At 67.1% G+C, this 22831-nt stretch carries 18 protein-coding genes, 2 tRNA genes and 1 riboswitch; of the genes, 1 reads left to right on the forward strand and 19 read right to left on the reverse strand.

Annotated features, from left to right (window positions below; all coding sequences use genetic code 11):
• Positions 1–38: 38 nt before the first annotated feature.
• The 15 genes from mctP to AC3IMC_RS03580 form a co-directional block, all read right to left on the reverse strand.
• Positions 39–1712 (reverse strand): monocarboxylate uptake permease MctP, encoded by a 1674-nt coding sequence (gene mctP / locus AC3IMC_RS03510; protein WP_490917047.1) that lies wholly within the window; start codon positions 1710–1712, stop codon positions 39–41.
• The gene (locus AC3IMC_RS03515; protein ID WP_490917048.1) at positions 1709–2086 is read right to left on the reverse strand and encodes a DUF3311 domain-containing protein; all 378 of its coding nucleotides are present in this window, start codon (positions 2084–2086) and stop codon (positions 1709–1711) included. The genes mctP and AC3IMC_RS03515 overlap by 4 nt, the downstream gene beginning before the upstream one ends.
• A 195-nt stretch (positions 2087–2281) precedes the next feature.
• Positions 2282–2354: transfer RNA gene (locus AC3IMC_RS03520), tRNA-Ala, on the reverse strand.
• Positions 2355–2626: 272 nt separating this feature from the next.
• Positions 2627–2699 (reverse strand) — tRNA-Ala (locus tag AC3IMC_RS03525).
• Positions 2700–2805: 106 nt separating this feature from the next.
• Entirely contained in the window at positions 2806–3207 is a 402-nt protein-coding gene (gene rsfS, locus AC3IMC_RS03530) for a ribosome silencing factor (RefSeq protein ID WP_490917049.1), read from the reverse strand.
• Between the two features lie 45 nt (positions 3208–3252).
• Positions 3253–4482, reverse strand: coding sequence for a hypothetical protein (locus AC3IMC_RS03535; RefSeq protein ID WP_490917050.1), 1230 nt, complete (start codon positions 4480–4482; stop codon positions 3253–3255).
• A gap of 7 nt (positions 4483–4489) precedes the next feature.
• Positions 4490–5146 carry a nicotinate-nucleotide adenylyltransferase gene (gene nadD / locus AC3IMC_RS03540; RefSeq protein ID WP_490917116.1) on the reverse strand — a complete coding sequence of 219 codons (657 nt, stop codon included), beginning with the start codon at positions 5144–5146 and terminating at the stop codon, positions 4490–4492.
• 13 nt (positions 5147–5159) lie between these two features.
• Positions 5160–5396: a hypothetical protein gene (locus AC3IMC_RS03545; protein ID WP_221385842.1), complete on the reverse strand. Its 237-nt coding sequence runs from the start codon at positions 5394–5396 to the stop codon at positions 5160–5162.
• Positions 5397–5475: 79 nt separating this feature from the next.
• Positions 5476–6846: a glutamate-5-semialdehyde dehydrogenase gene (locus AC3IMC_RS03550; protein ID WP_490917051.1), complete on the reverse strand. Its 1371-nt coding sequence runs from the start codon at positions 6844–6846 to the stop codon at positions 5476–5478.
• Positions 6847–6872: 26 nt separating this feature from the next.
• Positions 6873–8021, reverse strand: a complete 1149-nt coding sequence (proB, locus tag AC3IMC_RS03555; protein ID WP_490917052.1) for a glutamate 5-kinase — start codon at positions 8019–8021, stop codon at positions 6873–6875.
• Positions 8011–9600 (reverse strand): GTPase ObgE, encoded by a 1590-nt coding sequence (obgE, locus tag AC3IMC_RS03560; RefSeq protein ID WP_490917053.1) that lies wholly within the window; start codon positions 9598–9600, stop codon positions 8011–8013. Before obgE ends, proB begins: the two co-directional genes overlap by 11 nt.
• A gap of 116 nt (positions 9601–9716) precedes the next feature.
• Complete coding sequence (rpmA, locus tag AC3IMC_RS03565) at positions 9717–9980, reverse strand: 50S ribosomal protein L27 (protein ID WP_009372867.1); 264 nt, start codon at positions 9978–9980, stop codon at positions 9717–9719.
• Positions 9981–10041: 61 nt separating this feature from the next.
• A complete protein-coding gene (rplU, locus tag AC3IMC_RS03570) occupies positions 10042–10350 on the reverse strand; it encodes a 50S ribosomal protein L21 (RefSeq protein WP_003803420.1) in 309 nt (102 codons plus the stop codon).
• Between the two features lie 262 nt (positions 10351–10612).
• A complete protein-coding gene (thiD, locus tag AC3IMC_RS03575; RefSeq protein ID WP_490917117.1) occupies positions 10613–12124 on the reverse strand; it encodes a bifunctional hydroxymethylpyrimidine kinase/phosphomethylpyrimidine kinase in 1512 nt (503 codons plus the stop codon).
• 7 nt (positions 12125–12131) lie between these two features.
• A riboswitch (TPP riboswitch) is annotated at positions 12132–12229 on the reverse strand.
• A 166-nt stretch (positions 12230–12395) separates the two neighbouring features.
• Positions 12396–15917, reverse strand: a complete 3522-nt coding sequence (locus tag AC3IMC_RS03580) for an Rne/Rng family ribonuclease (protein WP_490917054.1) — start codon at positions 15915–15917, stop codon at positions 12396–12398.
• Positions 15918–16356: 439 nt separating this feature from the next.
• On the opposite strand from AC3IMC_RS03580, the gene AC3IMC_RS03585 reads away from it, so the two are divergent.
• Positions 16357–17028: a vitamin K epoxide reductase family protein gene (locus tag AC3IMC_RS03585; protein WP_490917055.1), complete on the forward strand. Its 672-nt coding sequence runs from the start codon at positions 16357–16359 to the stop codon at positions 17026–17028.
• A gap of 99 nt (positions 17029–17127) precedes the next feature.
• Here the strand turns inward: AC3IMC_RS03585 and ndk are convergent, their stop codons facing one another.
• Genes ndk through ileS form a run of 4 tightly spaced genes read right to left on the reverse strand, consistent with a single transcriptional unit; the run spans position 17128 to position 22739 of the window.
• Entirely contained in the window at positions 17128–17544 is a 417-nt protein-coding gene (ndk, locus tag AC3IMC_RS03590; protein ID WP_221385837.1) for a nucleoside-diphosphate kinase, read from the reverse strand.
• 50 nt (positions 17545–17594) lie between these two features.
• A complete protein-coding gene (locus AC3IMC_RS03595) occupies positions 17595–18056 on the reverse strand; it encodes a DUF4233 domain-containing protein (protein WP_490917056.1) in 462 nt (153 codons plus the stop codon).
• Positions 18057–18059: 3 nt separating this feature from the next.
• A complete protein-coding gene (locus tag AC3IMC_RS03600) occupies positions 18060–19418 on the reverse strand; it encodes a bifunctional folylpolyglutamate synthase/dihydrofolate synthase (protein WP_490917057.1) in 1359 nt (452 codons plus the stop codon).
• A 3-nt stretch (positions 19419–19421) separates the two neighbouring features.
• Entirely contained in the window at positions 19422–22739 is a 3318-nt protein-coding gene (gene ileS / locus AC3IMC_RS03605; RefSeq protein WP_490917058.1) for an isoleucine--tRNA ligase, read from the reverse strand.
• Positions 22740–22831 lie beyond the last annotated feature (92 nt).

A 22831-nucleotide genomic window follows, 5' to 3' on the forward strand; every position in this document is an offset into this window, starting at 1 on the left:
GCAGGAGGGCGGCATAACCCGGGAGCTGCCCGGGATGGTCAGGCTACCGGTGAAGGTCCGCCCGGCTGGGTGTAACGCTGGGTCTTCTCGATCTCCACGACCTTGGGGTCCGTTTCGTCGGCGGCGTAGTCGGTGGGCCTGGTGAGGTCCTCGCCGGTCCGGACCTTCAGTGCCCGCAGCACGAGGGTCAGGACGGCGGCGGTCACCAGGTTCAGCGCGAACGCTGACACGGCAATATAGACGCTGAAGTCCGTGCCGGGGATCGGCGCCACGGACCCGCCGAAGTGGGCCTTGGTCACGGGGTTGATCACGTTGTAGGCGGACACTGTGCCGAAGACGATGCCCGCCGCCCAGCCGGCCAGCAGCGCCCAGCGGTCGAACCAGCGGGTGTACAGGCCGGCGACGACGGCCGGGAATGTCTGCAGGATCCAGATGCCGCCCAGCAGCTGCATGTTGATGGCGGTGGACTGGTCCATGGCGATGACGAAGACCAAGGCGCCGACCTTCACCACGAGGGAGACGATCTTGGATACCTTCGCCTCGGTCTTGGGGTCAACGTCCGGCCGGATGAAGTCGCGGTAGACGTTGCGGGTGAACATGTTGGCCGCGGCGATGGACATGATGGCTGCCGGCACCAGGGCGCCGATGGCGATGGCCGCCAGCGCGATCCCGGCAAACCACGCCGGGAAATGGTCCAGGAACAGCTGCGGAACCACCAGCTGGGGGTTGACGGAACCGTCCAGGTCAATGGGCTTGGTGCCTGCCTTGATGGCTGCGAATCCCAGCAGCGCCAGGAACCCGAGCATCAGCGAATACAGCGGCAGGATGGCCGCGTTCCGGCGGATGGTGTTCCGGGCTTTGGAGGCGAGCACCGCCGTGACCGAGTGCGGATACATGAACAGGGCCATGGCCGAGCCCAGGGCCAGCGACCAGTACGCGGAATAGTTTGCCGCACCGGGAATGAAGACGCCGGCGGGTTTGCCCGTCGCCTGGTTCACGGTGCCCAGCTTCTGCTGCGCGGCACCGAAGATCGTGTCCCAGCCGCCGAATTTGATGGGCAGGTAGATGATGGCCACGATCACGGCGAGGTAGATCAGCAGGTCCTTGACGACGGCGATCATCGCCGGCGCGCGCAGCCCCGAGGTGTAGGTGTAGGCGGCCAGGACCACGAACGCCAGGATCAGCGGCAGGTCGGTCAGCAGCACATTGTCCGGGCTGCCGAGGCCGAGGACGGTGAGTACCGCCTTGATGCCCACCAGCTGCAGGGCGATGTAGGGCATGGTGGCCACGATCCCGGTGACGGCGACGGCCAGGGACAGCCAGCGGCTCCCGTACCGGCCGCCCACGAAGTCCGCGGACGTCACGTAGCCGTGCCTGTGGGACACCGACCAGAGGCGGCTCATGATGATGAAGATGATGGGGTACAGGACGATGGTGTACGGCACGGCGAAGAAACCGCTGACTGCGCCCGTAGCCCACATGGCCGCCGGCACCGCGACGAAGGTGTAGGCGGTATAGAGATCGCCGCCCAGCAGGAACCAGGTGATCCAGGTCCCGAACCCGCGGCCGCCCAGCCCCCACTCGTCGAGGCTATGGAGGCCTTCCTCGCCGGTGCGCCGCCACTTGGCCGCCAGGAACCCCATCACGGCCACCACGACGAAGAGCAGCACCACGATGACCAGCGCGATCCAGTTGATGTCGCGCCCGTTCACGGCCGCTCGCCTCCCAACCCTGCCTCGGCCGAGCCCTCGCCTGTCCACGGCGGGCCGCCGGCGCTGACCGCTGCCCGCCGTCGTCGGTCCTCCCTGGTGACAAGCCAGTAGGCGGTGCCCGTCAATGCGGCGGAAACCGGCACCCAGACCAGCTGGTACCAGTAGAAGAACGGCATGCCGCCAAGCCGCGGCGCATCAAACGAGTACAGCTGCGGCATCAGGGGAAACAGGATCGCAGCGGCCAGAAGGATGCCGGCGCCGATATACGGGGCAGGCCTGGCCGGGCCGCGGATGGCGGTATCGCGCGTCAAGGGCGATCCGTTTGAAGAAGTTGCGCCGTTCGAGCTGTTGCCGGAACCATCTGCGTGGGACATCTGCGACCTCCTCGTCAGCCCGTCCCGCGGCCGCCGCTTTGGATGAAAGCAGTCCGGAGGCGGGACGATGTGCCCTCAATCACAGTTGTACCGCGCTTTGACCTGCGCCGGAAGGGTTTTGGCCCCTAACAGTTGCTGGCGGCAACAACAAAGGGAACCATCACGCGTGATGGTTCCCTTTGTTCATTCCTACGGTGGAGCTGAGGGGACTCGAACCCCTGACCCCCTGCATGCCATGCAGGTGCGCTACCAGCTGCGCCACAGCCCCGTACTCTTGTTCCTTCCGGTGGAATTCCCCGGAGCAACCTGACCCCCGTACTCTTGTTCCTTCCGGTGGAATTCCCCGGAGCAACCTGACCAGAGTAATGCACTTTTGTCCGGGACGCCAATCGGCCGTCGACCGGAGCCGGCCTAACACTGCCACACCCCCGCTACTGGACAAGTCACCCCCGGATTCGCGGGTGTAAAGTCCGGGCGGCGGTGCAATCTGCCGAAACAAAAAAGTCCACCGGAATCTGACGATTCCGGTGGACTATCCGGTGGAGCTGAGGGGACTCGAACCCCTGACCCCCTGCATGCCATGCAGGTGCGCTACCAGCTGCGCCACAGCCCCGGATTGTTGCTGCCCTTGCGAGCTTCTTCGTGGTCTCCCCCGAAGCAACTCCAATATCTTAGAACAGCAATTCCGAAAATTCCAAATCGGGAATATTCCCTGCCGGCTACTCGGCTTCCGCAGTTGCGCCGGCCTTGGCCGAGGCGTCGTCGGGCAGCTGCAGGTCCACCACGGGGCAGTCCTTCCAGAGCCGCTCCAGGGCGTAGAAGACGCGGTCTTCCTCGTGCTGGACGTGGATGACGATGTCCGAGTAGTCCAGCAGGACCCAGCGGCCCCCGGAACGGCCTTCGCGGCGCACCGGGTGGAGGCCCTGCTTGCCGAGTTCTTCCTCGATGCCATCAACAATGGCGTTCACCTGGCGTTCGCTGGGTGCCGAGGCGATCAGGAAGACATCGGCGAGGGCGAGCCGTTCGCTGACGTCCAGGGCAACAATGTCCTGGGCGATTTTGTCCGCAGCGGCCTTGGCGGCTGCCCGGGCGAGGCTGATGGACGATTCTGATGCGGTCACGGGACTCCTTAGTGGGTTTTAAGTATTGGTGGCTCGTAGAGCCGGTCAGCGGGACATGCCGCTGATGATCAGGATGATGCCCGAGACGAGGGCGAGGATCCCGAAGGCGAGGATGCAGAATTGCAGGATGCGGTTCCGCCGGGCGCGTGCCAGTCCTGCCGTGGCTGCATCGAGTGGATCGAGGCCGTGGGCGTCCCTCGCCGGGATCCGGGGCAGCTCCTCGAAAAGGTCCTCGGACTGGTCATCCGGCAGCACCACGGGTTTGGGCCGGCGTGCGGCCTTGGCGGCAGCCTCTGCCCGCGCAATGACCTGTGACCGGCCGCTGCCGGCGTCGGCCGGGTTTGTCCTGGGCCTCGCGGCAGGCTTCCGCTTGCCGGCCCCCGGCGGTACCTTCGTGCCGGGCCGGGTGGTCACCGGGACATGCGAGGTTGCCGGCGGCTTCATGACGGGACGATCGATTCCCGGGACCTGGACGAATTCCAGCGGCGTCACCATGGCGAGGTTGTTGGCGGTGGACGGCCCGGGCGTGTCCTTGGCAGGGGCCTCCTTGGGCGGGTTGCCGGTGCCTCCCGCCTGTTCTGCGAGTTTCTGCCTTGCCATGGCGCGGCGGTTCAGGACGGCAGCCCGCTCGGCCAGCGCAATCTGCTCGGCCAGGATCTCCGGATCGACGGCTTCCGGATCCAGGGAGGCGATGTGCTCCATCTTGGCGATCTGGTTTTTCGCCTGTTCAGCGATCAGGGCCCGCGCCGCGAGAGCCTGTTCGACTGTCATGCCCTGCGGTGCGGACGGAGCGGGAGGCTGGGCGCCGGCGGGCGCGCCCTGGCCGGAATCCTTGGGGGGCTGTGGCGCTGCCGGCGGCGTCTGTGCAGCAGGCGCGGGGCCGCCAGGGGCGGGGACCACCGGGTTGGCCGCCGTCAGCGCCTGTTCCTTAAGCTGCTGCAGCCGCAGCTGGCGCCTGGTGGGCGGTCCGCCGGCGTTCAACTGCCCTTCTTTTTCCTCGAGTTCCTTGATGGTGCGCAGCGCGGCGCGGTCCCTCGCACGGATCTGGGAGGAGCGCTGCGTGGCGGGCGCGGCGTCGGCGGCAGGACGGGGCTCCGCGGCAGGAGCATTCCCAGGGCGGGCGGGAGCAGCCGCGCCGGCTGCAGGCCGGTCCGCCGGGGCCGGCCGGTCCGCCGCCGGGGGACGCTGCTCCGTGGCGGGCAGGGCTGCCTGCTGGGCGTCCCTGGCCTTCCGGAGTTCCCGGCGGCTGCGGATGGGGGGCTGTTCCTGACTCATTGAGAACTCACTCGGTACTGGCTGGTTCGCGTGCTTCGGAAGTTGGACCGTTGCCGTTGGCTGGCACCTCGGAGTAAAGGCCGTATTTGGCGATGTACTGGACCACTCCGTCCGGGACCAGGTACCAGACGGGGTCGTTGGCCGCCACCCGGGTGCGGCAGTCCGTCGATGAGATGGCCATGGCGGGTACTTCAAGGAGGCTGACGTCGTCGCGGCCCATGCCGTCCAGGACGTGGCCGGGCCGGGTGACTCCCACGAAGTGGGCCAGCGACCACAGTTCGTCGATGTCCTTCCATGACAGGATCTGCGCGAGGGCATCCGCTCCCGTGATGAAGAACAGGTCGGCGTCGGGCCGCTGTGCCCGCAGGTCGCGCAGGGTGTCGATGGTGTAGGTGGGGCCCGGGCGGTCCACGTCAACGCGGCTGACCGTGAACCGGGGGTTGGAGGCCGTGGCGATAACGGTCATGAGGTACCGGTGCTCGGGCTCGCTGACCTGTTTGTGGGACTTCTGCCATGGCTGCCCGGTAGGCACGAAGACCACCTCGTCGAGGTCGAATTCGGCCGCGACTTCGCTGGCAGCCACCAGGTGGCCGTGGTGGATGGGATCGAAAGTCCCGCCCATCACGCCCAGCCGCAGCCGCCCCCGGGCACCATTGCGGCGCAGGTTGTGGGAAATCTTAGTGGCCCTGCCCGCGATCGTGCTTGTTGGGGTGCTGGCGGTGCGGATCCGCGTGCTCCTCGGTGGCAGCGTGGCGGTTGCCCAGGTTGGTGTAGGAGAGCGTGATGAACATCAGCACCACGAAGATGGCGAACATGCTGACCCCGAAGACCCACGGTTCGGCCCAGAGCGGAGCGAGCTCTTCGTGGCCTGCTTCACCTGCGGCGGCGACGGACGTGGCAATCTGCTGGAGCATTTTCTCCCCTATGGTCAATGATTACGGGACAGCGGAACCTTCCGCTGTCTGTGAGGTTCTGGTCTATGTTACCGCGTTGCTACCCGCGGACCTGGCCTTCGCCCTGGACGATCCACTTGGTGGTGGTGAGTTCCGTCAGGCCCATGGGACCGCGGGCGTGCAGCTTCTGGGTGGAGATGCCGACCTCCGCCCCCAGGCCGAGCTCCCCGCCGTCGGTAAACCGGGTGGAAGCGTTGACGATCACAGCCGCTGAATCCACCTCCGCGATGAACCTCTCGGCGTTGGCCAGGCTGTTAGTGAGGATTGCCTCGGTGTGCCCCGTGGACCAGGTGCGGATGTGCTGGATTGCGTCATCCATGCTGTCCACCATGCCCACCGCAAGGTCAAGGTCCATATACTCCGTGCCCCAGTCCTTGTCCGTGGCCGGCTGCGCATCGATGCCGGCGGGCAGGGCAGCCCGAATGCGGTCGTCGGCGTGGAGCCGTACACCTGCGGCGCTCAGGGCAGCAGCGACGGCGGGCAGCACGCTGGAGCGCGAGTGGACCAGCAGCGTTTCCACGGTGTTGCACACACTGGGCCGCTGGGTTTTGGCGTTGAGCAGGATCTCGACGGCCATGGTTTCGTCGGCGGATTCGTCGATGAAGATGTGCACGTTCCCCTCCCCCGTCTCGATGACCGGGACGGCGGAGTTGGTGACTACGGTCTGGATCAGCTCGCGGCCACCGCGGGGAATCAGGACGTCCACGCGGCCTCGGGCCTTCATGAGGACGTTGGCACCCGCACGGCCGTACTGGTCAACAGTCTGCACGGCGTCCGCGGGAAGTCCTACCGATTCCAGGGCCTCGCGCAGCACCCGGACCAGGACCTGGTTGGTTGCCTCTGCGGCGCTGCCCCCGCGCAGGATCACAGCGTTGCCGCTCTTGAGCGCCAGTCCGGCGATGTCCACCGTGACGTTGGGCCGGGCCTCGTAGATGGCGGCCACCACGCCCATGGGCACGTTGACCTGCCGCAGGCGGAGCCCGTTGGGGAGGGTCTGGCCCCGCACCACGTTGCCTACCGGGTCGGGGAGGCCGGCCAGGTTTTCGAGTGCGGCTACCAGGCCGGCGATGCGGGCTTCGTTCAGGGTGAGCCGGTCCAGGAGCGCCGCGGAGGTTCCGTTGGCCTTGCCGGCGGCAAGGTCCTGCGCGTTCGCGGTGAGGACCGCCTGGGTGTTCTCCCGCAGTGCGGCTCCCACGGCCCGGAGCGCGCGGTCCTTCCATGCGCGGTTGGCCATGGCCATCCGGCGCGCGGCGTGGCGCGAACGGTCGGCGATCGCGTGGACTGCTGCCTCAACGCCGGCACCGGGCGCTTCGGCTGATGCCTGGGCTGCGGAAGGCACCGGTTGCGCCTGGGCCTCGGCGGCAGCGTCTCCAGGGTTTTCGGCAGCGTGATGGATCAGGGCTTCAGTCATGGTCCAAGTTTAGGCGAGCCCCAGGCTCAGACCAGCACGAGGTCGTCAACATGAACAACTTCGCGGTCATAGCCGCTGCCAAGTTCCTGGGCCAGGTCGTGCGTGGACCGCCCCAGCATCCTGGGAAGTTCCTCGGACGAGTAGTTCACCAGTCCGCGGGCAATGACGGTTCCGTCGGCAGCAGCAAGCTCGACGGCGTCGCCCGCCTCGAAGTCCCCGTGTACCGCGGAGATCCCCGCCGGCAGCAGGGAGGTGCGGTGATGCCGCACGGCGCGCACCGCACCGTCGTCGAGTACCAGGCGCCCCTGGACCGAGGCGACGTGGGCCAGCCACAGCAGCCGGACGGGCTTGCGGGACCCGTTGACGGTGAACCAGGTGCCCACGTCCTCACCGTTCAGTGCCGCGGCAGCGTTTGGAGTGGAGGTCACCAGGGCATGGATGCCGGAGCCTGCAGCCATGCTGGCCGCCTCCACCTTGGTGAGCATGCCGCCGGTGCCCACGCCGGCCTTCCCGGCCTTCCCGATGGACACGCCGTCAAGATCGTGCGCCCCGGTGACCAGGGGGATGCGCTTGGCACCCTGGGAGGGCGGCCCGTCGTACAGGGAGTCGACGTCGGACAGCAGCACAAGCGCATCCGCGCGGACCAGGTGGGCCACCAGCGCCGCAAGCCGGTCATTGTCGCCGAAGCGGATCTCGTGGGTGGCGACGGTGTCGTTCTCGTTGACTACCGGAACCACGCCGAGGTTGAGCAACCGGTCCATGGCCCGCAGCGCGTTGCTGTGCTGGCTGCGGCGCATCAGGTCTTCCGCGGTGAGCAGCACCTGGCTGACGGTGACGCCGTGCGCTCCGAAAGCCTGGGTGTACCGGGCCATCAGCAGGCCCTGGCCCACGCTGGCGGCGGCCTGCTGGGTAGCCAGGTCGCGTGGCCGCTTGGCCAGGCCCAGCGGAGCGAGGCCGGCGGCGATGGCGCCGGAGGAAACCAGGATGATCTCGGTGCCCGCATTGCGCTTGGCAGCCAGCGCATCCGCGAGGGCGGTCAGCGCTTCTTCCGAGATTCCGCCCTTGATGCTGGTCAGCGACGACGAACCGACCTTCACCACGATGCGGCGGGCCCCTGCCAGCACGCTTCTGTCGGTGGCCGCCAGCCGCTCGGCCGCCATGGCCCTAGAAGTCATCGTCCGCTTCCACTCCGCTCTCCCTGAGGGGCTGGGCGGCGCGGCGTCCACTGACGGATTCCGTCCAGATGCCGGCCTTCCGCTCCGCCTCAAGCTCCGCGCGGGCGGCAGCCTTGGCCTCGCGGCGTTCCAGCTGCTCCTCGCGCTTCTGGCTGCGGGTGGGGCGGTCGCCGATATCGGCAAACCGCACATCGGTGCCACGCGGCGAGGCCAGGAGCTCGGCGCCTGCCATCATGGTGGGCTCCCAGTCGAAGACGACGCCGTCATCCTCACCAATGACCACGGTGTCGCCCGGCTTGGCGCCCTGCTTGAAGAGTTCCGTTTCCACGCCCAGCTTGGCCAGCCGGTCGGCCAGGTAGCCGATGGCTTCCTCGTTGGTGAAGTCTGTCTGCTTGACCCAACGCTCCGGCTTTTCACCCAGGACGCGGAACAACGGCTCCAGGTTCTTTTCCTCGCGCCGGATCTTGAACCCGGTTTCATTGACCGCGCGCGGCCGCAGCACGGCCGGCTGGACCTTGGGCGGGGCAGCTTCGACCGCGTCGCGCGCGGCCTTGACGATCTCGGCCATGGCAAAGCCGAGCTGCCGCAGGCCCTCGTGGCTTGTGGCCGAGACCTCGAAGACGCGGTAACCGCGGGACTCGAGTTCGGGACGGACGAATTCGGCCATGTCCTTGCCGTCCGGCAGGTCCACCTTATTCAGGGCCACCAGGCGGGGGCGGTGGTTCAGGGGAACCACCTTGCCGTCCTGGCCCGCGTAGCTCATGTCCACGGCGTACTTCTCCAGCTCGGCCTCGATGATGGCGAGGTCCGAAAGGGGGTCGCGGTCCGATTCCAGGGTGCCGCAGTCGAGCACGTGGACCAGGGCCGCGCAGCGCTCGACGTGGCGGAGGAAGTTGTGCCCCAGGCCCTTGCCTTCGCTGGCGCCTTCAATGAGGCCCGGGACGTCGGCGATGGTGAACCGGACGTCGCCGGCCTGCACGACGCCAAGGTTGGGAATCAGCGTGGTGAACGGGTAGTCCGCGATCTTGGGCCTGGCGGCGGACATGGCGGCGATCAGGCTGGATTTGCCCGCGGACGGGAAGCCCACCAGCGCGATATCCGCGATGGACTTCAGTTCCAGCACGATGTCCCGGGAGTCGCCTTCGATTCCCAGGAGCGCGAATCCGGGTGCGCGGCGCTTCTGGGAGGAGAGGGCCGCGTTGCCCAGGCCGCCCAGGCCGCCTGCGGCAGCAACGTACTCGGTGCCTTCGCCGACGAGGTCCGCCAGGACAGTGCCGTCCTTGGATTTGACGACCGTCCCATCCGGGACAGGCAGGACGAGGGTTTCGCCGTTCTTCCCGCCGCGCCAGTCCCCCATGCCCGGGCCGCCGTTGCTGGCGTGCCGGTGCGGTGCGTGGTGGTAGTCAAGCAGCGTGGTGGTCTGGTGGTCGACGCGGAGGATCACGTCGCCGCCGTTGCCGCCGTTGCCGCCGTCGGGCCCGCCAAGTGGCTTGAACTTCTCACGGTGGACGGAGACGCATCCGTGGCCGCCGGTCCCGCCGGATACGTGCAGGACTACCCGGTCTACAAAGCTGGCCACGTGGATCTCCTCAAAGCTGTTTATGCGGCGCCCGTGGACGCCACATCGATTGTAATGCGGTTAAAAGAGCAGTGGAGCGGACCAACAGGCCCGCTCCACCACTTCAGAACTGGTTGTTACTCTGCAGCTGCAGCAGCAACGATGTTGACGACGCGGCGACCGCGGCGGGTGCCGAATTCAACGGCGCCCGGGGTCAGGGCGAACAGGGTGTCGTCGCCGCCACGGCCAACGCCGGCGCCCGGGTGGAAGTGGGTGCCACGCTGGCGGACGATGATCTCGCCTGCGGAAACTACCTGGCCGCCGAAGCGCTTAACACCGAGGTACTGAGCGTTGGAGTCGCGGCCGTTGCGAGTGGAGCTCGCGCCCTTTTTATGTGCCATCTGAAATGCCTGCCTTTAAATTCTGGGGAATCTGTTGAAATACCTGAACAGTAACCGAAGGTTACTTGATGCCGGTGATCTTGACCTTGGTCAGTTCCTGGCGGTGACCCTGGCGCTTCTTGTAGCCGGTCTTGTTCTTGAACTTCTGGATGACAATCTTCGGACCGCGGAGGTCCTGGAGGATTTCAGCCGTAACAGTAACCTTGGCCAGGTCGGCGGCGGCGGAGGTGACCTTGTCACCGTCAACCAGGAGCAGGGCGGGCAGCTCAATGGTGCTGCCGGCTCCACCGGCGACGCGGTTCAGGGTAACGAAGTCTCCAACGGAAACCTTCTCTTGGCGGCCGCCTGCGCGGACAATCGCGTACACCACTTGGGAACTCACTTCTCTCGACGTTTATAACAAAATTGCGTGCGGTACCGGCTGAATAAGCCTGGCTTCTCGCTGTGCCTCAACGCCGTGGGGTCAGAAACCCAAGTGTTGGCGTAAGCACCGAAGATCAAGAATACGCTAGGTTCGTCTCCGGCCGCAAATGAGGCTGGTTCCGGCGGGTGGGTTGTGATAGTAACCACAAGCCCACGGCAACGCCGTCACCGTGCCGTTCCATGATACCGGCGCCGGGGCCGGCGGAGTGTCAGGAATAAAGGCGCGGCGCGTCGAAGAAGTCCACTTCAAGCCGGCAGGACTGCCTGAAGGCCGTAAGCATCGCGTCCCGCTCGTGGTCCGGGGCCGCCCTGCCGGCCGCATCCACGATCGCGATGGCCTGACGGGTGGCTTCGGCGAAGGCCTCGTCGGCGTAAGTGCGCAGCCAGTACGCATAGGGGTGCCCGTCGGGCTCCCCTGCTGCAAGGAACTGCGCGTGCAGCTTTTCGCCCACCTCGGCGTAGAGCCAGAAGCAGGGCAGGACGGCAGCAGCCAGCACCGCGTAGCTGCCCGACGCCGACGCAGCGGTGAGGTGGTCAACGTAGGACTTGGTCACGGGGCCGAGTCCGTCCTGCGTCGGGCGGGTGCTGAGCCACGACCGGTGCAGTTCCGATTCCACTTCGAGGCACTGCCGGGCCGATCCCGCCCAGAACAACTGCTCTGCCTCGGAAGGTGCCAGTGCACTGGCCCGCGCAAGGACCCGCGAGTAGCCGTTCAGGTACACCGCGTCCTGGGCGAGGTAATAGGCGAACTCCTTTTCGGGAAGGTGGCCGCCGGCAAGGCCGCGGATGAATTCGAGCCCATAGATCTCTGCCAGGTACTGTTCGGATTCCGCCCACAGCCGGGCAGCGAAGCCGCCCTCCGGCAACGCGGGCCGGACGTGGTGGAAGTGGTGGACCGGACCGTTCCCCTGGCCAACGTCCAACTGTCCCGAGTTTTCGAGTGCCCCGGCCAGCCACGGCTTGACCGTCCGCAGGGATGCTTCCCAGTCCCCCAGGCGCGCCTGCACGGTGGCCATCGCGGATGACAGCGAGCAGCCCGTCCCGTGGCTGTTGCGGGTGGGCACCCGGTCCCCAGGCACCTCCACCACTTCGCTGGAGAGCTCGCCGGAGGTGTTGACCAGCGCGTCAGGGCACGCCGTTCCCCCCAGGTGCCCGCCCTTCACCAGGACCGTTGCACCGGTTGCCTCCGCGAGGCGCCGGCCCTGGTCCAGGGCTGCCTCCCACGTTTGCGCCTGCTCCCCGTCCACCAGCATGGCAAGTTCAGGCAGGTTCGGGGTGATGAGGTGTGCAACGGGCAGCAGTTCCCGGACCGCAGCTTCTGCGGATTCCTTCAGCAGGCGGTCACCGCTGGTGGCCACCATCACCGGGTCAAGGACCACGACGGCGGGACGCACCTTGGCGAGCCATTCGCGGACGGTGCGGATGACGGCGTCGTCACCCAGCATGCCAATCTTCACTGCGTCGATGCAGATGTCGTCACTGACCGCATCCAGCTGCTGGGCAAGGAAGGCGGCAGGCGGAACGTGGACAGCCTGGACGCCGCGGGTGTTCTGGGCGGTCAGGGCGGTGATGGCCGCCATGCCGTACCCGCCGTGCGCGGCGATGCTCTTGAGGTCGGCCTGGATGCCGGCGCCGCCGGAGGGGTCCGATCCCGCGATGGAGAGTACCCGGGGAACAGCGCGGCCCACGGTGGAGGCAAGGGTGGCAGGGGGCAGGGGCAAGGAAAGGGTGGAAGACAACAGACATCCCTTCGCCGGTACTAGCCGGACAGGTTCAACGGGTGTGGATCTCAGCCGGCCCTGTGCGCGGCACCCCGTGTCGGTTCCCCAGCCTAGCTGGCGGGTGGCACCCGAAGGAAAGGTGACAGCCTTCCGGATGCGGGAAGTCCCCGCCGCGTGGACAACTCCCCCTGCATTTCGCGGGGGAATTGTCCACACAACGGGGACCTCCGGCATGGCCTGACGGCCGTGGTGCGCTGAGAACCCGGAGCGCTTAGAGTTCCGAGGCGGGGACTCCGACGCCAAGGATGATGGGCTCCTCGCTGGCCTTGCCGGGCTCCGCTGTGACCGCCGGGGCCTTCGTCGTTTCCGGAGCCTTGGCCTCGTGCGAGTGCCCTCCGGCGGACGCGGGCGCGTTCTCGTGGTGCTGGACCGTGGTCTCGTTGGCGGCACCCTGGGCACGGCTGGCACCGCGGTGGCGCCGCGGCCGGCGCTGGCGGGACTGGTCCGTCGCCGCCTGTTCCGTTCCGGGTACGGCGGCGGCAGGCTCGGGTTCCCGCACCACGTCCGCAGGCTTGGCTTCCTGTGCTTCCACGGGCTGGGCCGCTGCAGTTTCCGCCGCAGGAGCCGGCTGCCCGAGGTGCGCGAACGCTTCCGCGAGCCGGTCCAGGGTGAAGGCGGGCTGCGCCTGCTGCTCCCCCGCGTGCTCAACGAACGGCAGGGGCACCGTCTCGCCGCCGAAGGTGAGGACGGCAGCGGGCCGGGTGCCGGCGTCGTGCTTGTCCGCTTCAGCCGGGGCAGGCTGCTGCACCACCGGCGGTGCGGGCGGCGCCTGGCGGGCGGCCGCGACCTCGTCGTCGTGCAGGTGGGCTGCATGGGCGGCTGCGGCGATGTTCGCCAGGGCGAGCCTTGTGGCTTCCGCCTTGGCGTGCCGCTCGGCGTCGGCGGGGTCCGGCTGGACAGTGTGCACATGGACGGCGGGTGCCGGGGCCGGCTCCGGCTGCTGGCCGCCGCGTCCGCGCCGCCGCTTGCGCTCGGAACGTCCGGCGGGCTGGCTGTTGTCGGTCCGCTGGCCTTCGTTCCGGGAGGCTTCCACCCGGCCCTCGGGCCGGTTGTCTGACCGCTGCACATGGTGCTCAGCCGCGACGATGTTGGCGCGGCGGTGCTCCACAGGATCATCGTGGGTGACCACGCCGCGGCCGGCACACGCTTCGCACTGCTCGCCGAAGACTTCGAGCAGCCCGGTACCCATGCGCTTGCGGGTCATCTGGACCAGGCCCAATGACGTGACCTCGGCAACCTGGTGCTTGGTGCGGTCCCGGCCCAGGCATTCCACCAGGCGGCGCAGGACCAGGTCGCGGTTGGATTCCAGGACCATGTCGATGAAGTCGATGACGATGATGCCGCCGATGTCGCGCAGGCGGAGCTGGCGCACCACTTCCTCGGCTGCCTCGAGGTTGTTCTTGGTGACAGTCTCTTCGAGGTTGCCGCCGCTGCCGGTGAACTTGCCGGTGTTGACGTCCACCACGGTCATGGCTTCGGTCCGGTCGATCACCAGCGAGCCGCCGGAGGGCAGGAAGACCTTGCGCTCCAGGGCTTTGTGGATCTGCTCGTCGATCCGCCAGGCCGAGAAGATGTCCTGGTCTTTGGTCCACTTCTCCAGGCGCCCCACCAGGTCCGGTGCCACGTAAGTGACGTAGGCCTCGATGGTGTCCCAGGCCTCCTCACCGGACACGATGAGCTTGGAGAAGTCCTCGTTGAAGACGTCGCGGACCACCTTGATGGTGAGGTCCGGTTCGCCGTAGAGCAGTTCCGGGGCAAGGATCTTGGTGGACTTCGACTGGCTTTCGATGCCCTCCCACTGCGCCCGCAACCGGTTGATGTCGTGCGTCAGCTCTTCCTCCGACGCACCTTCGGCCGCGGTGCGGACAATGACGCCGGCCTGCTCCGGGAGGCGGTCCTTGAGGATGCGCTTGAGCCGGTTGCGTTCGACGTCGGGCAGCTTGCGGGAAATGCCCGTCATGGAACCGCCGGGAACGTAGACCAGGTAACGGCCCGGCAGGGAGATCTGGCTGGTGAGGCGGGCACCCTTGTGGCCCACGGGGTCCTTGGTCACCTGGACCAGGACGGTGTCGCCGGACTTCAGGGCGTTTTCGATGCGGCGCTGCTTGCCTTCGAGGTTGACTGCTTCCCAGTTCACCTCGCCGGCGTACAGGACGGCGTTGCGGCCGCGGCCGATGTCCACGAACGCAGCTTCCATTGACGGCAGCACGTTCTGCACCTTGCCCAGGTACACGTTGCCGATCAGGGAGTCCTGCTGGGTCTTCGAGACGAAGTGCTCGGCCAGCACGCCGTCTTCGAGGACGGCGATCTGGATTCTGTCGTCGCGCTGGCGGACGATCATCTGCCGGTCAACGGATTCCCGGCGCGCGAGGAACTCCGCCTCCGTGATGACGGTGCGGCGGCGTCCGGTGTCGCGTGACTCACGGCGGCGCTGCTTCTTGGCTTCCAGGCGGGTGGAACCCTTCACGCTGGCTACCCGGTTGCTGGCCGGCGCCTCGCTCACGGGACGCGGGGCGCGCACCCTCGTCACGGTGTTGGGCGGGTCATCATCCCCGCCGCCGGTCAGTTCAAGGTCCTGGTCGCCACGGCGGCGGCGGCGACGGCGACGGGACGTTACGCCGTCCTCCAGCTGTCCCCCGGTGTCCTCGTCGGCATCCTCCGCGCCTTCGGCGTCGGTGCCGGTGCCGCTTTCGGTGTCATCTTCGGGCCCGCCCAGGCGGCTGCGTCCGCGGCGGCCACGGCTGCGGCGCCGGCGGCGGCCTGAGGCGTCGTCCGTTTCCGCCTCTTCCTCGTCCTCTTCCGTCTCGGCCGCGGCGGGCGCGGGGCGCTGCACGGCGCTCAGGTCGGGTGCCTGGAAGAGTACCGACGTCGGGGAGCCGGGCTCCATGAAAAGGGAACCAAAGGGGCTGGCAGCCCCGGCGGCCGGCTTTTCTTCCTCCGCGGCTTCTGCCTTGTCCGCTGCCTGCGGGACGCCGGCATCGGTGGCCTGGGCGTCGGCATTCCGGGTTTCCGTGCCCTGGGCGTCAGCGCTTTGGGCCTCGGCCGCCTGGGGTTCGACGGCCTGGGGCTCAACAGGCTGGCCCTCGGCCGCCTGGTTGCCGGCAGCCTGATGTTCGACCGTTGGGGCGCCGTTGCCCTGCTCTTGGACAGCCTCCGCTTCGGCTGCGTCCTGAACGGCCGCTTCCTGGGCCGGCGCCGGAGCCGCTTCCTGGGCCGGCGCCGGAGCCGCTGCCTTGCGGGTGGCTACCCGGCGGCGGCGGACGGGCTTCGCCTCGGCTTCTGCTTCCGGGGCCGGCGCAGCCGCGGGGCCTGCCTCAGTTGTGGCGTCCGGCGTTGCTGCGTCCTGGGCGCCGCGCTCTGGTGTTGCGCTGTCCTGTGTGGCGCTTTCCTGTGTGCCGCCGGCCGGTGCGGCGACAGGGGAAGCCTGTGCGGCTCCAACGGAGTCAGCGTCACCGACGGCGAAGGCAGGCAAGGGTTCGGTGGCGTCCGCCTTCTTCCGTGCCCGGGTGCGGCGCGCCGGGGTCTTAGGCCCGGCTTCTTCGGGCCCGGCTCCTTCAACAGCACCGTCCACAGCGGCAGTGCCTTCCGGCGTAGCAGCAGTGTCTTCCGGTGCAGCGGCCGCCGCACCCTTGGGCGCCGCCTTGCGGCGGGTGCGCGTGGCCCTCTTCGGCGCCGGCGCGGCTTCTGTAGCCGCCGCATCATCGTTAACAGCCAGTTCCAGCTCATTGTCCATATGTGGCAACACTCCTGCCCCTGACGTACCGCCACATCCGGCACCCATTGGGGCACATATTGTCAAAACCCGCAGGCGTTGACAGAAGTCAAGTGGATACTCCCAGGTTCGCACCGGCATGGAGGGTGCGGCAGCCCGTAGGAGCCGGCGGTCGCTCTGAAAACCCGTTGTTCTACATGCCACAACCAGGTGCCGCGCAATGGAGTCGCGGGAGTTGTCGGAAGCATCCGAAGCCTGCCCTGCTCATCATTGGCGGTCTTGGGAACAAACCACCGGACCGGAGTCCGAATGTGGATCGGCTTCCAGCCACGTTCATTCTCTCATACCCGGGCTAAATCACGGCGGAAGCGGCGAGCCTGCCCCGGAAGCTGGGAAAGGCCTCCAGCCGCCGGCGTTACAATCAGGCACAGGAGCACCGGACGAAAAGGACGCGACACCCATGCCCAGCATCTCCCCCGTCAGCGGCAGCCACGCCCAGGAACGCGCCGCCGATTCCGTCAGCAGTACTGCGCGGACCGTCCCGGCCATGACCCGGAACCGCCCCTTCGGCTGGTTGCTGGTCATCACCGGCGTGGTGGGCTGGCTTGCCTCCGGAACCCTGGTCCTGGAAAAGCTCGAAGTCCTCAAGGATCCCAACCACACCACCGTGTGCGATGTGAACCCATGGATTTCCTGCGGGCAGGTGATGCAGACCTGGCAGAGCTCGTTGTTCGGCTTCCCTAACATGTTCATCGGCATCGTGGCCTTCGCCATCACCATCACGGTGGGCATGGCGCTGTTGTCCGGCGCCACCTTCGCCCGCTGGTACTGGCTGGGACTGCAGGCAGGCGTCACACTTGGCTTCGCCTTCGTGGTGTGGCTGTGGTCCCAGGCCCTCTACGCCATCCACATCCTGTGCCCGTTCTGCATGATCGTGTGGGCGGCCATGATCCCGCTCTTTGTCTGGACAACCATCAGGAACATTTCCGCCGGCGTCATCCCCATGCCTTCCGGCGCGGCCCGCGTCCTGGCCGATTCCGGCTGGATCATCACGGCGCTGCTCTACGTGGCCGTCATCGCCACCATCTTCTTCGCCTTCATCCAGGTCTTCGCGGGGACCTCGGGCTTCTAGGCGTTTCCGATCGCGCCACATGACAGATAAGGCCAATGTTCACGACGAACATTGGCCTTATCTGTCACCTCGCGCCCACAGACGCGGGACGGACGCGGGTTACTTGAACCAGATCTTGATCTCGCGCTCGGCGGAATCGGTGGAGTCGGACCCGTGCACCAGGTTCTGCTGCACCTTCAGGCCCCAATCGCGGCCGAAGTCACCGCGGATGGTGCCCGGAGCCGCGGTCGTGGGATCGGTGGTGCCGGCCAAGGACCGGAAGCCCTCAATGACGCGGTGGCCTTCGAAGATGGCTGCCACTACCGGTCCGCTGAGCATGAACTCCACCAGCGGCTCGTAGAACGGCTTGCCGACGTGCTCTTCGTAGTGCTGCTCCAAAAGCTCGCGGGTGGCATCAACCTTCTTCAGTTCGGCAAGGCTGTAGCCCTTGGCTTCGATCCGGGCCAGGATGGCGCCGGTCAGGTTGCGGGCGACGCCGTCGGGCTTGATCAGGACGAGGGTGCGCTCTGTGGTCACAACTGCTCCAATGCGTTGGTGGGGTTTGGGATAAGTCTACGGGGACTGGCTTAGGGAGACTTCGGCTGGGGCCCGGCCGCCTGGTCCGGGTGTGCTGCTTCCCATTCGGCCTGTTCACGATCGCGCTGGGCTGCTTCGCGGTCCAGCCGGATGCCGGTACGGATTCCGTACCACCAGGCCACCGCGAACAACGCACCCACCAGGAACATGGCCGGTTCGAAGATGCCGGTGAGGACCAGGACAACCTGCAGGATCCAGCCCAATGCCAGGCCCCAGGGTTTGCTCAGGACGGCGCACGCCAGGACCATCACGACGCTGAGGGCTATGCCCACACCGAGGATGAGGGCAGGCGGGAACTCCCCGCGGCGCAGGCCGAAGACCACCAGGGTTGCGAAGAACATCACGAACGCTTCCAGCAGGAGCACCGTGGAGGCGAACATGACCTTGGTGGAGCGGCGCTTCTTTGGCATGCCCGGGCGCCATTCGCGCTGGGCTTTGGTCAGTCGTGCCACGGGCTACGCCTCCGTCTTTCCGAGGAGGATGCGCGCTTCGGCAACAAGCGTGATGGAGCCCGTGACCAGCACGCCGCCGGAAAGGTCCTCGTTCGCCTCGGCCCGCTCCACGGCCCATTCCAGTGCATCGTCAAGCTTTTCGGCGATGTGGACGTTGTCCTCGCCGAATCCCAGGTCGATCGCGAGTTCAGCCAGCTCTCCGGCCGGGACAGCCCGGGGCGAGTTGGACTGTGTGAAGCAGTACTCTTCGGCTACCCCGTCCAAGGATTCCTTGAGCTGGCGGAGGATTTCCTCGGCATCCTTTTCCTTGAGGACGCCCACCACGGGTACGAGCTTGGTGAAGGTGAACGCCTCCTGGAGGGCGGCGGCGGAAGCCTGGATGCCGCCGGGGTTGTGCGCGGCATCGACGATGATGGTGGGCGCGGTGCGGACCACCTCCAGCCGCCCCGGGGACGTCACCGCCGCGAAGCCCTCCTGCAGGACGTCGAACGGCAGTTCCTTGTCACCGCCGAAGAAGGCTTCCAGCGCAGCCACCGCCACAGCGGCGTTCTGCGCCTGGTGGGCACCGTGCAGCGGCACCAGCAGATCCGGGTAGCGCCCGGCGATCCCCTGGATGGTGACCATCTGGCCACCCACGGCCACCGTGCGTGATTCGACGCCGAACTCCACACCTTCAAAGCGGAAGGGAACCCCCACCTCCTTGGCCTTCTCCAGCAGCACCTGCGCCGCGTCCAACGGCTGGGCGGCGCTGATGAGGTAGCCACCGGGCTTGATGATGCCTGCCTTCTCGTAGGCGATGTCAGCGGTGGTGTCACCGAGCAGGTCGGTGTGGTCCAGCGAAATCGGCGTGATGACCGATACCTGTCCGTCCCCGACGTTGGTGGCGTCCGTGATGCCGCCCAGACCCACCTCAATGATGGCCACGTTGACCGGCTGGTCCGCGAAGATGGCGAAGCCCAGGATAGTGAGGCACTCGAAATAGGTCAGCCGCTGCTGGCCCTCCGCCTCCAGTTCGGCGTCCACGATCTGCAGGTACGGCCGGATCTCGTCCCAGATCCGGACGAAGGTCTCGTCGGAGACCGGGTGGCCGTCAATGCTGATCCGCTCGGTGACCTTGGACAGGTGCGGGCTGGTGTAGCGTCCGGTGCTCAGGCCTTGGGCGCGCAGCACCGATTCGATCATGCGCGCCGTGGACGTCTTGCCGTTGGTTCCGGTCACGTGGATGATCGGATACGCCTTGTTCGGCTCGCCGAGCACGTCCATCGCACGGAACAGTGGGGCCAGGCGCGGCTCCATCTTGTTCTCCGGCGCCCGGCCCAGGAGCTCGGCGTAGACGCTTTCCACGGAAAATTCGTCGGTCATGTCCTAGGCCTCCACTTTTTCGACCACGACGGCGGGCTCGGACACATCGGCAGGCTCAGCGGCGAGGTCGACAGTCAGCGTCTCGCCCTTGACCAGTTCAGCGTTGGCCAGCAGCGCGTCCACCACGTTCCGGGGTGCGGTCACGGTGGTGCGGATCCGGTCGCTCACGTTGAGCCCGGCATCCTTGCGGGCCTGCTGGATGGCACGGACCATGTCCCGCGCCAGGCCTTCGGCCTCAAGCTCCGGCGTAACCTCGGTGTTGAGCACGACGAAGCCGCCGCCTGGCAGAACTGCCACGGCCTTCGATGCCCCTTCCCCGCCGTCGGAATCCGCCACGACGGTCTCCAGGGTGTACTCCTGGGGCTCCAGCTGCAGCCCACCTGCGGTGACCACGCCGGCGTCGTCCACGCTCCAGTCACCGGACTTGGACCCCTTGATGGCAACCTGCACGTTCTTGCCCAGCCGGGGCCCGGCGGCGCGGGCGTTGACCACCAACTTCTGCTGGATGCCGAACTCCTCGGGTGAGGCGCTTTCGGCGTCCAGCAGGCGCACGCTGCGGAGGTTGAGTTCATCGGCGACGACGGCGGCGAAGCCTTCCAGCGCACCGGCACCAGGTGCCACCACGGTGAGTTCCTGCAGGGGCAGGCGGACACGCAGGTTGGCTGCCTTCCGGAGCGAGGAGCCGGTGGAGCAAATCTGCTGCACCCGGTCCATGGCCTCGACCAGGGACGGGTTCGCCGGGAAGAGGTCCACGTCCGGCCAGTCGGCAAGGTGGACGGAGCGGCCACCGGTCAGGCCGCGCCAGATCTCCTCGGTCACCAAAGGCAACAGCGAGGCTGCGGCGCGGGTGACCGCCTCAAGCGCGGTGAACAGAGCGTCGAAAGCGTCCTGGTCCTCATCGAAGAAGCGCTGGCGGCTGCGGCGGACGTACCAGTTGGTGAGCATGTCCAGGTAGCTGCGAAGGGAGTCGCAGGCGCCGGAGATGTCATACGTATCCAGCTGCTCGGTCATGTCACGGACCAGCTCTCCGGTGTTGGCGAGCAGGTACTGGTCCAAGGTGTCCTTGTAGCCGTCGTAGCGCAGTTTCGCCTCATAGCCCGAACCTGCGTTGGCGGCGTTCGTGTACAGCGTGAAGAAGCTGTACACGTTCCAGAGCGGCAGGATCACTTGGCGGACGCCGTCGCGGATGCCCTGTTCGGTGACGATCAGGTTGCCGCCGCGCAGGATGGGGCTGGACATCAGGAACCAGCGCATCGCGTCGGACCCGTCGCGGTCCAGGACCTCGGAGACGTCCGGGTAGTTGCGCAGGCTCTTGGACATCTTCTGCCCGTCGGAGCCCAGGACGATGCCGTGGCTGATCACGTTGCGGAACGCGGGCCGGTCGAACAGCGCGGTGGACAGGATGTGGAGCATGTAGAACCAGCCGCGGGTCTGGCCGATGTACTCCACGATGAAGTCGGCGGGGTTGTGGGTGTTGAACCACGCCTCGTTCTCGAACGGGTAGTGCACCTGGCCATAGGGCATGGAGCCGGAGTCGAACCAGACGTCCAGGACGTCCTCCACCCGGCGCATGACGGACTGGCCCTCTTCGGGGGTACGGGGGTCGTCGGGGTTGGGCCGGGTGAGCTCGTCGATGAACGGCCTGTGCAGGTCCACCTGGCCGTCCTTGTTCAGGGGCAGCCGGCCGAAGTCAGCCTCGATCTCGGCGAGGGAGCCGTAGACGTCGGTGCGGGGGTACTCGGGGTCGGTGGACTGCCACACCGGGATGGGGCTGCCCCAGAAGCGGTTGCGGCTGATGGACCAGTCGCGGGCGTTCTCGAGCCACTTGCCGAACTGGCCGTCCTTGACGTTCCCCGGGATCCAGTTGATCTCCTGGTTCAGCTCGGACATGCGGTCCTTGAACTTGGTGACCTCCACGTACCAGGAGGAGACGGCGCGGTAGATCAGCGGGTTGCGGCAGCGCCAGCAGTGCGGGTAGCTGTGCTCGTAGCTGGCCTGGCGGACCAGGCGGCCCTGGGCGCGGAGCACCTGCGTGATGGGCTTGTTGGCTTCAAACACCTGCAGGCCGGCGATGTCGTGCAGGTCGCCGTGCTTGAACAGGGGCAGGAACTTGGCGCCCTCGTCCACGGACAGCACCACGGGGATGCCGGCCTCCTCGCACACCTTCTGGTCGTCTTCGCCGTAGGCGGGTGCCTGGTGGACGATGCCGGTACCGTCGGTGGTGGTGACGTAGTCGGCAACCACGAAGCGCCAGGCGTTCTCCATGCCGTACTTCTCGTTGTCGGCGAAGTCGTCCCAGAGCCGCCGGTACTCCAGGCCCTCCAGTTCAGCGCCGGTGTGGGTGGATACCACGGCGGCTTCGGCTTCCTCGAAGCTGTCGTACCCGAGGTCCTTGGCGTAGCCCGCCACCAGGTCGGCGGCGAGCAGGAAGCTGCCCGTCACGGGGGCGTCGGCAGAGGCCGCCTTGATGCCGTTGGGGCCGGCGGGCAGTACGGCGTAGGTGATGGAAGGCCCGATGGCGAGCGCGGCGTTGGTGGGCAGCGTCCAGGGGGTGGTGGTCCAGGCAAGCGCCTGCACCCCTGCCAGCTGCTGTGACAGTTCCGAGTCCCCCGCCAGGATGGGGAACGTGACCGTGACGGTCTGGTCCTGGCGGTTCTTGTAGACGTCGTCGTCCATGCGCAGTTCATGGTTGGACAGTGGCGTCTCGTCCTTCCAGCAGTACGGCAGGACGCGGTAGCCGTTGTAGGTCAGGCCCTTGTCGTGGAGCTGCTTGAACGCCCAGAGGACCGACTCCATGTACTCGACGTTGAGCGTCTTGTAGTCGTTGTCGAAGTCCACCCAGCGGGCCTGGCGGGTAACGTAGCTGCGCCACTCGTCGGCGTACTTCATCACGGAGGCCCGGCAGGCGTCGTTGAACTTGTCGATGCCCATGGCCTCGATCTGGGTCTTGTCCGTCATGCCCAGCTGTTTCATGGCTTCGAGCTCAGCGGGCAGGCCGTGGGTGTCCCAGCCGAAGCGGCGCTCGACGCGCTTGCCACGCTGGGTCTGGTAGCGGCCCACCAGGTCCTTGGCGTAGCCGGTGAGCAGGTGGCCGTAGTGCGGCAGGCCGTTGGCGAAGGGCGGGCCGTCATAGAACACGAACTCGTTGCTGCCCGGCTCCCCGCCGGGGACGTCGGCACTGCGCTGGTCGATGCTGGCCTGGAAGGTGCCGTCCTGGTCCCAGTACTTCAGGATGCGCTCTTCGATCTCCGGGAACTTCACGGAGGCGGAAACGCCTGCACTGCCACTGGTGGAGGCTGAGGCCTTGGGGTAAAACGTCATTTTCGACATCCTGGGTTGAGCGTGGTGAGCCTCCGGCAGGGGCCGAAGATTCCGTTCAGGATGCGAGGACGGCGTCCGTGCCGTCCCTGGAC

The sequence above is a fragment of the Arthrobacter sp. E70 genome, assembly GCF_058266945.1.

Excerpts from the sequence above, each read along its gene's own strand:
- AC3IMC_RS03515 (WP_490917048.1), bottom strand. The coding sequence starts at position 2,086 with ATGTCCCACGCAGATGGTTCCGGCAACAGCTCGAACGGCGCAACTTCT.
- AC3IMC_RS03535 (WP_490917050.1), bottom strand. The coding sequence starts at position 4,482 with ATGAGTCAGGAACAGCCCCCCATCCGCAGCCGCCGGGAACTCCGGAAG.
- AC3IMC_RS03545 (WP_221385842.1), bottom strand. The coding sequence starts at position 5,396 with ATGCTCCAGCAGATTGCCACGTCCGTCGCCGCCGCAGGTGAAGCAGGC.
- AC3IMC_RS03550 (WP_490917051.1), bottom strand. The coding sequence starts at position 6,846 with ATGACTGAAGCCCTGATCCATCACGCTGCCGAAAACCCTGGAGACGCT.
- proB (WP_490917052.1), bottom strand. The coding sequence starts at position 8,021 with ATGACTTCTAGGGCCATGGCGGCCGAGCGGCTGGCGGCCACCGACAGA.
- rpmA (WP_009372867.1), bottom strand. The coding sequence starts at position 9,980 with ATGGCACATAAAAAGGGCGCGAGCTCCACTCGCAACGGCCGCGACTCC.
- AC3IMC_RS03580 (WP_490917054.1), bottom strand. The coding sequence starts at position 15,917 with ATGGACAATGAGCTGGAACTGGCTGTTAACGATGATGCGGCGGCTACA.
- AC3IMC_RS03585 (WP_490917055.1), top strand. The coding sequence starts at position 16,357 with ATGCCCAGCATCTCCCCCGTCAGCGGCAGCCACGCCCAGGAACGCGCC.
- AC3IMC_RS03600 (WP_490917057.1), bottom strand. The coding sequence starts at position 19,418 with ATGACCGACGAATTTTCCGTGGAAAGCGTCTACGCCGAGCTCCTGGGC.
- ileS (WP_490917058.1), bottom strand. The coding sequence starts at position 22,739 with ATGACGTTTTACCCCAAGGCCTCAGCCTCCACCAGTGGCAGTGCAGGC.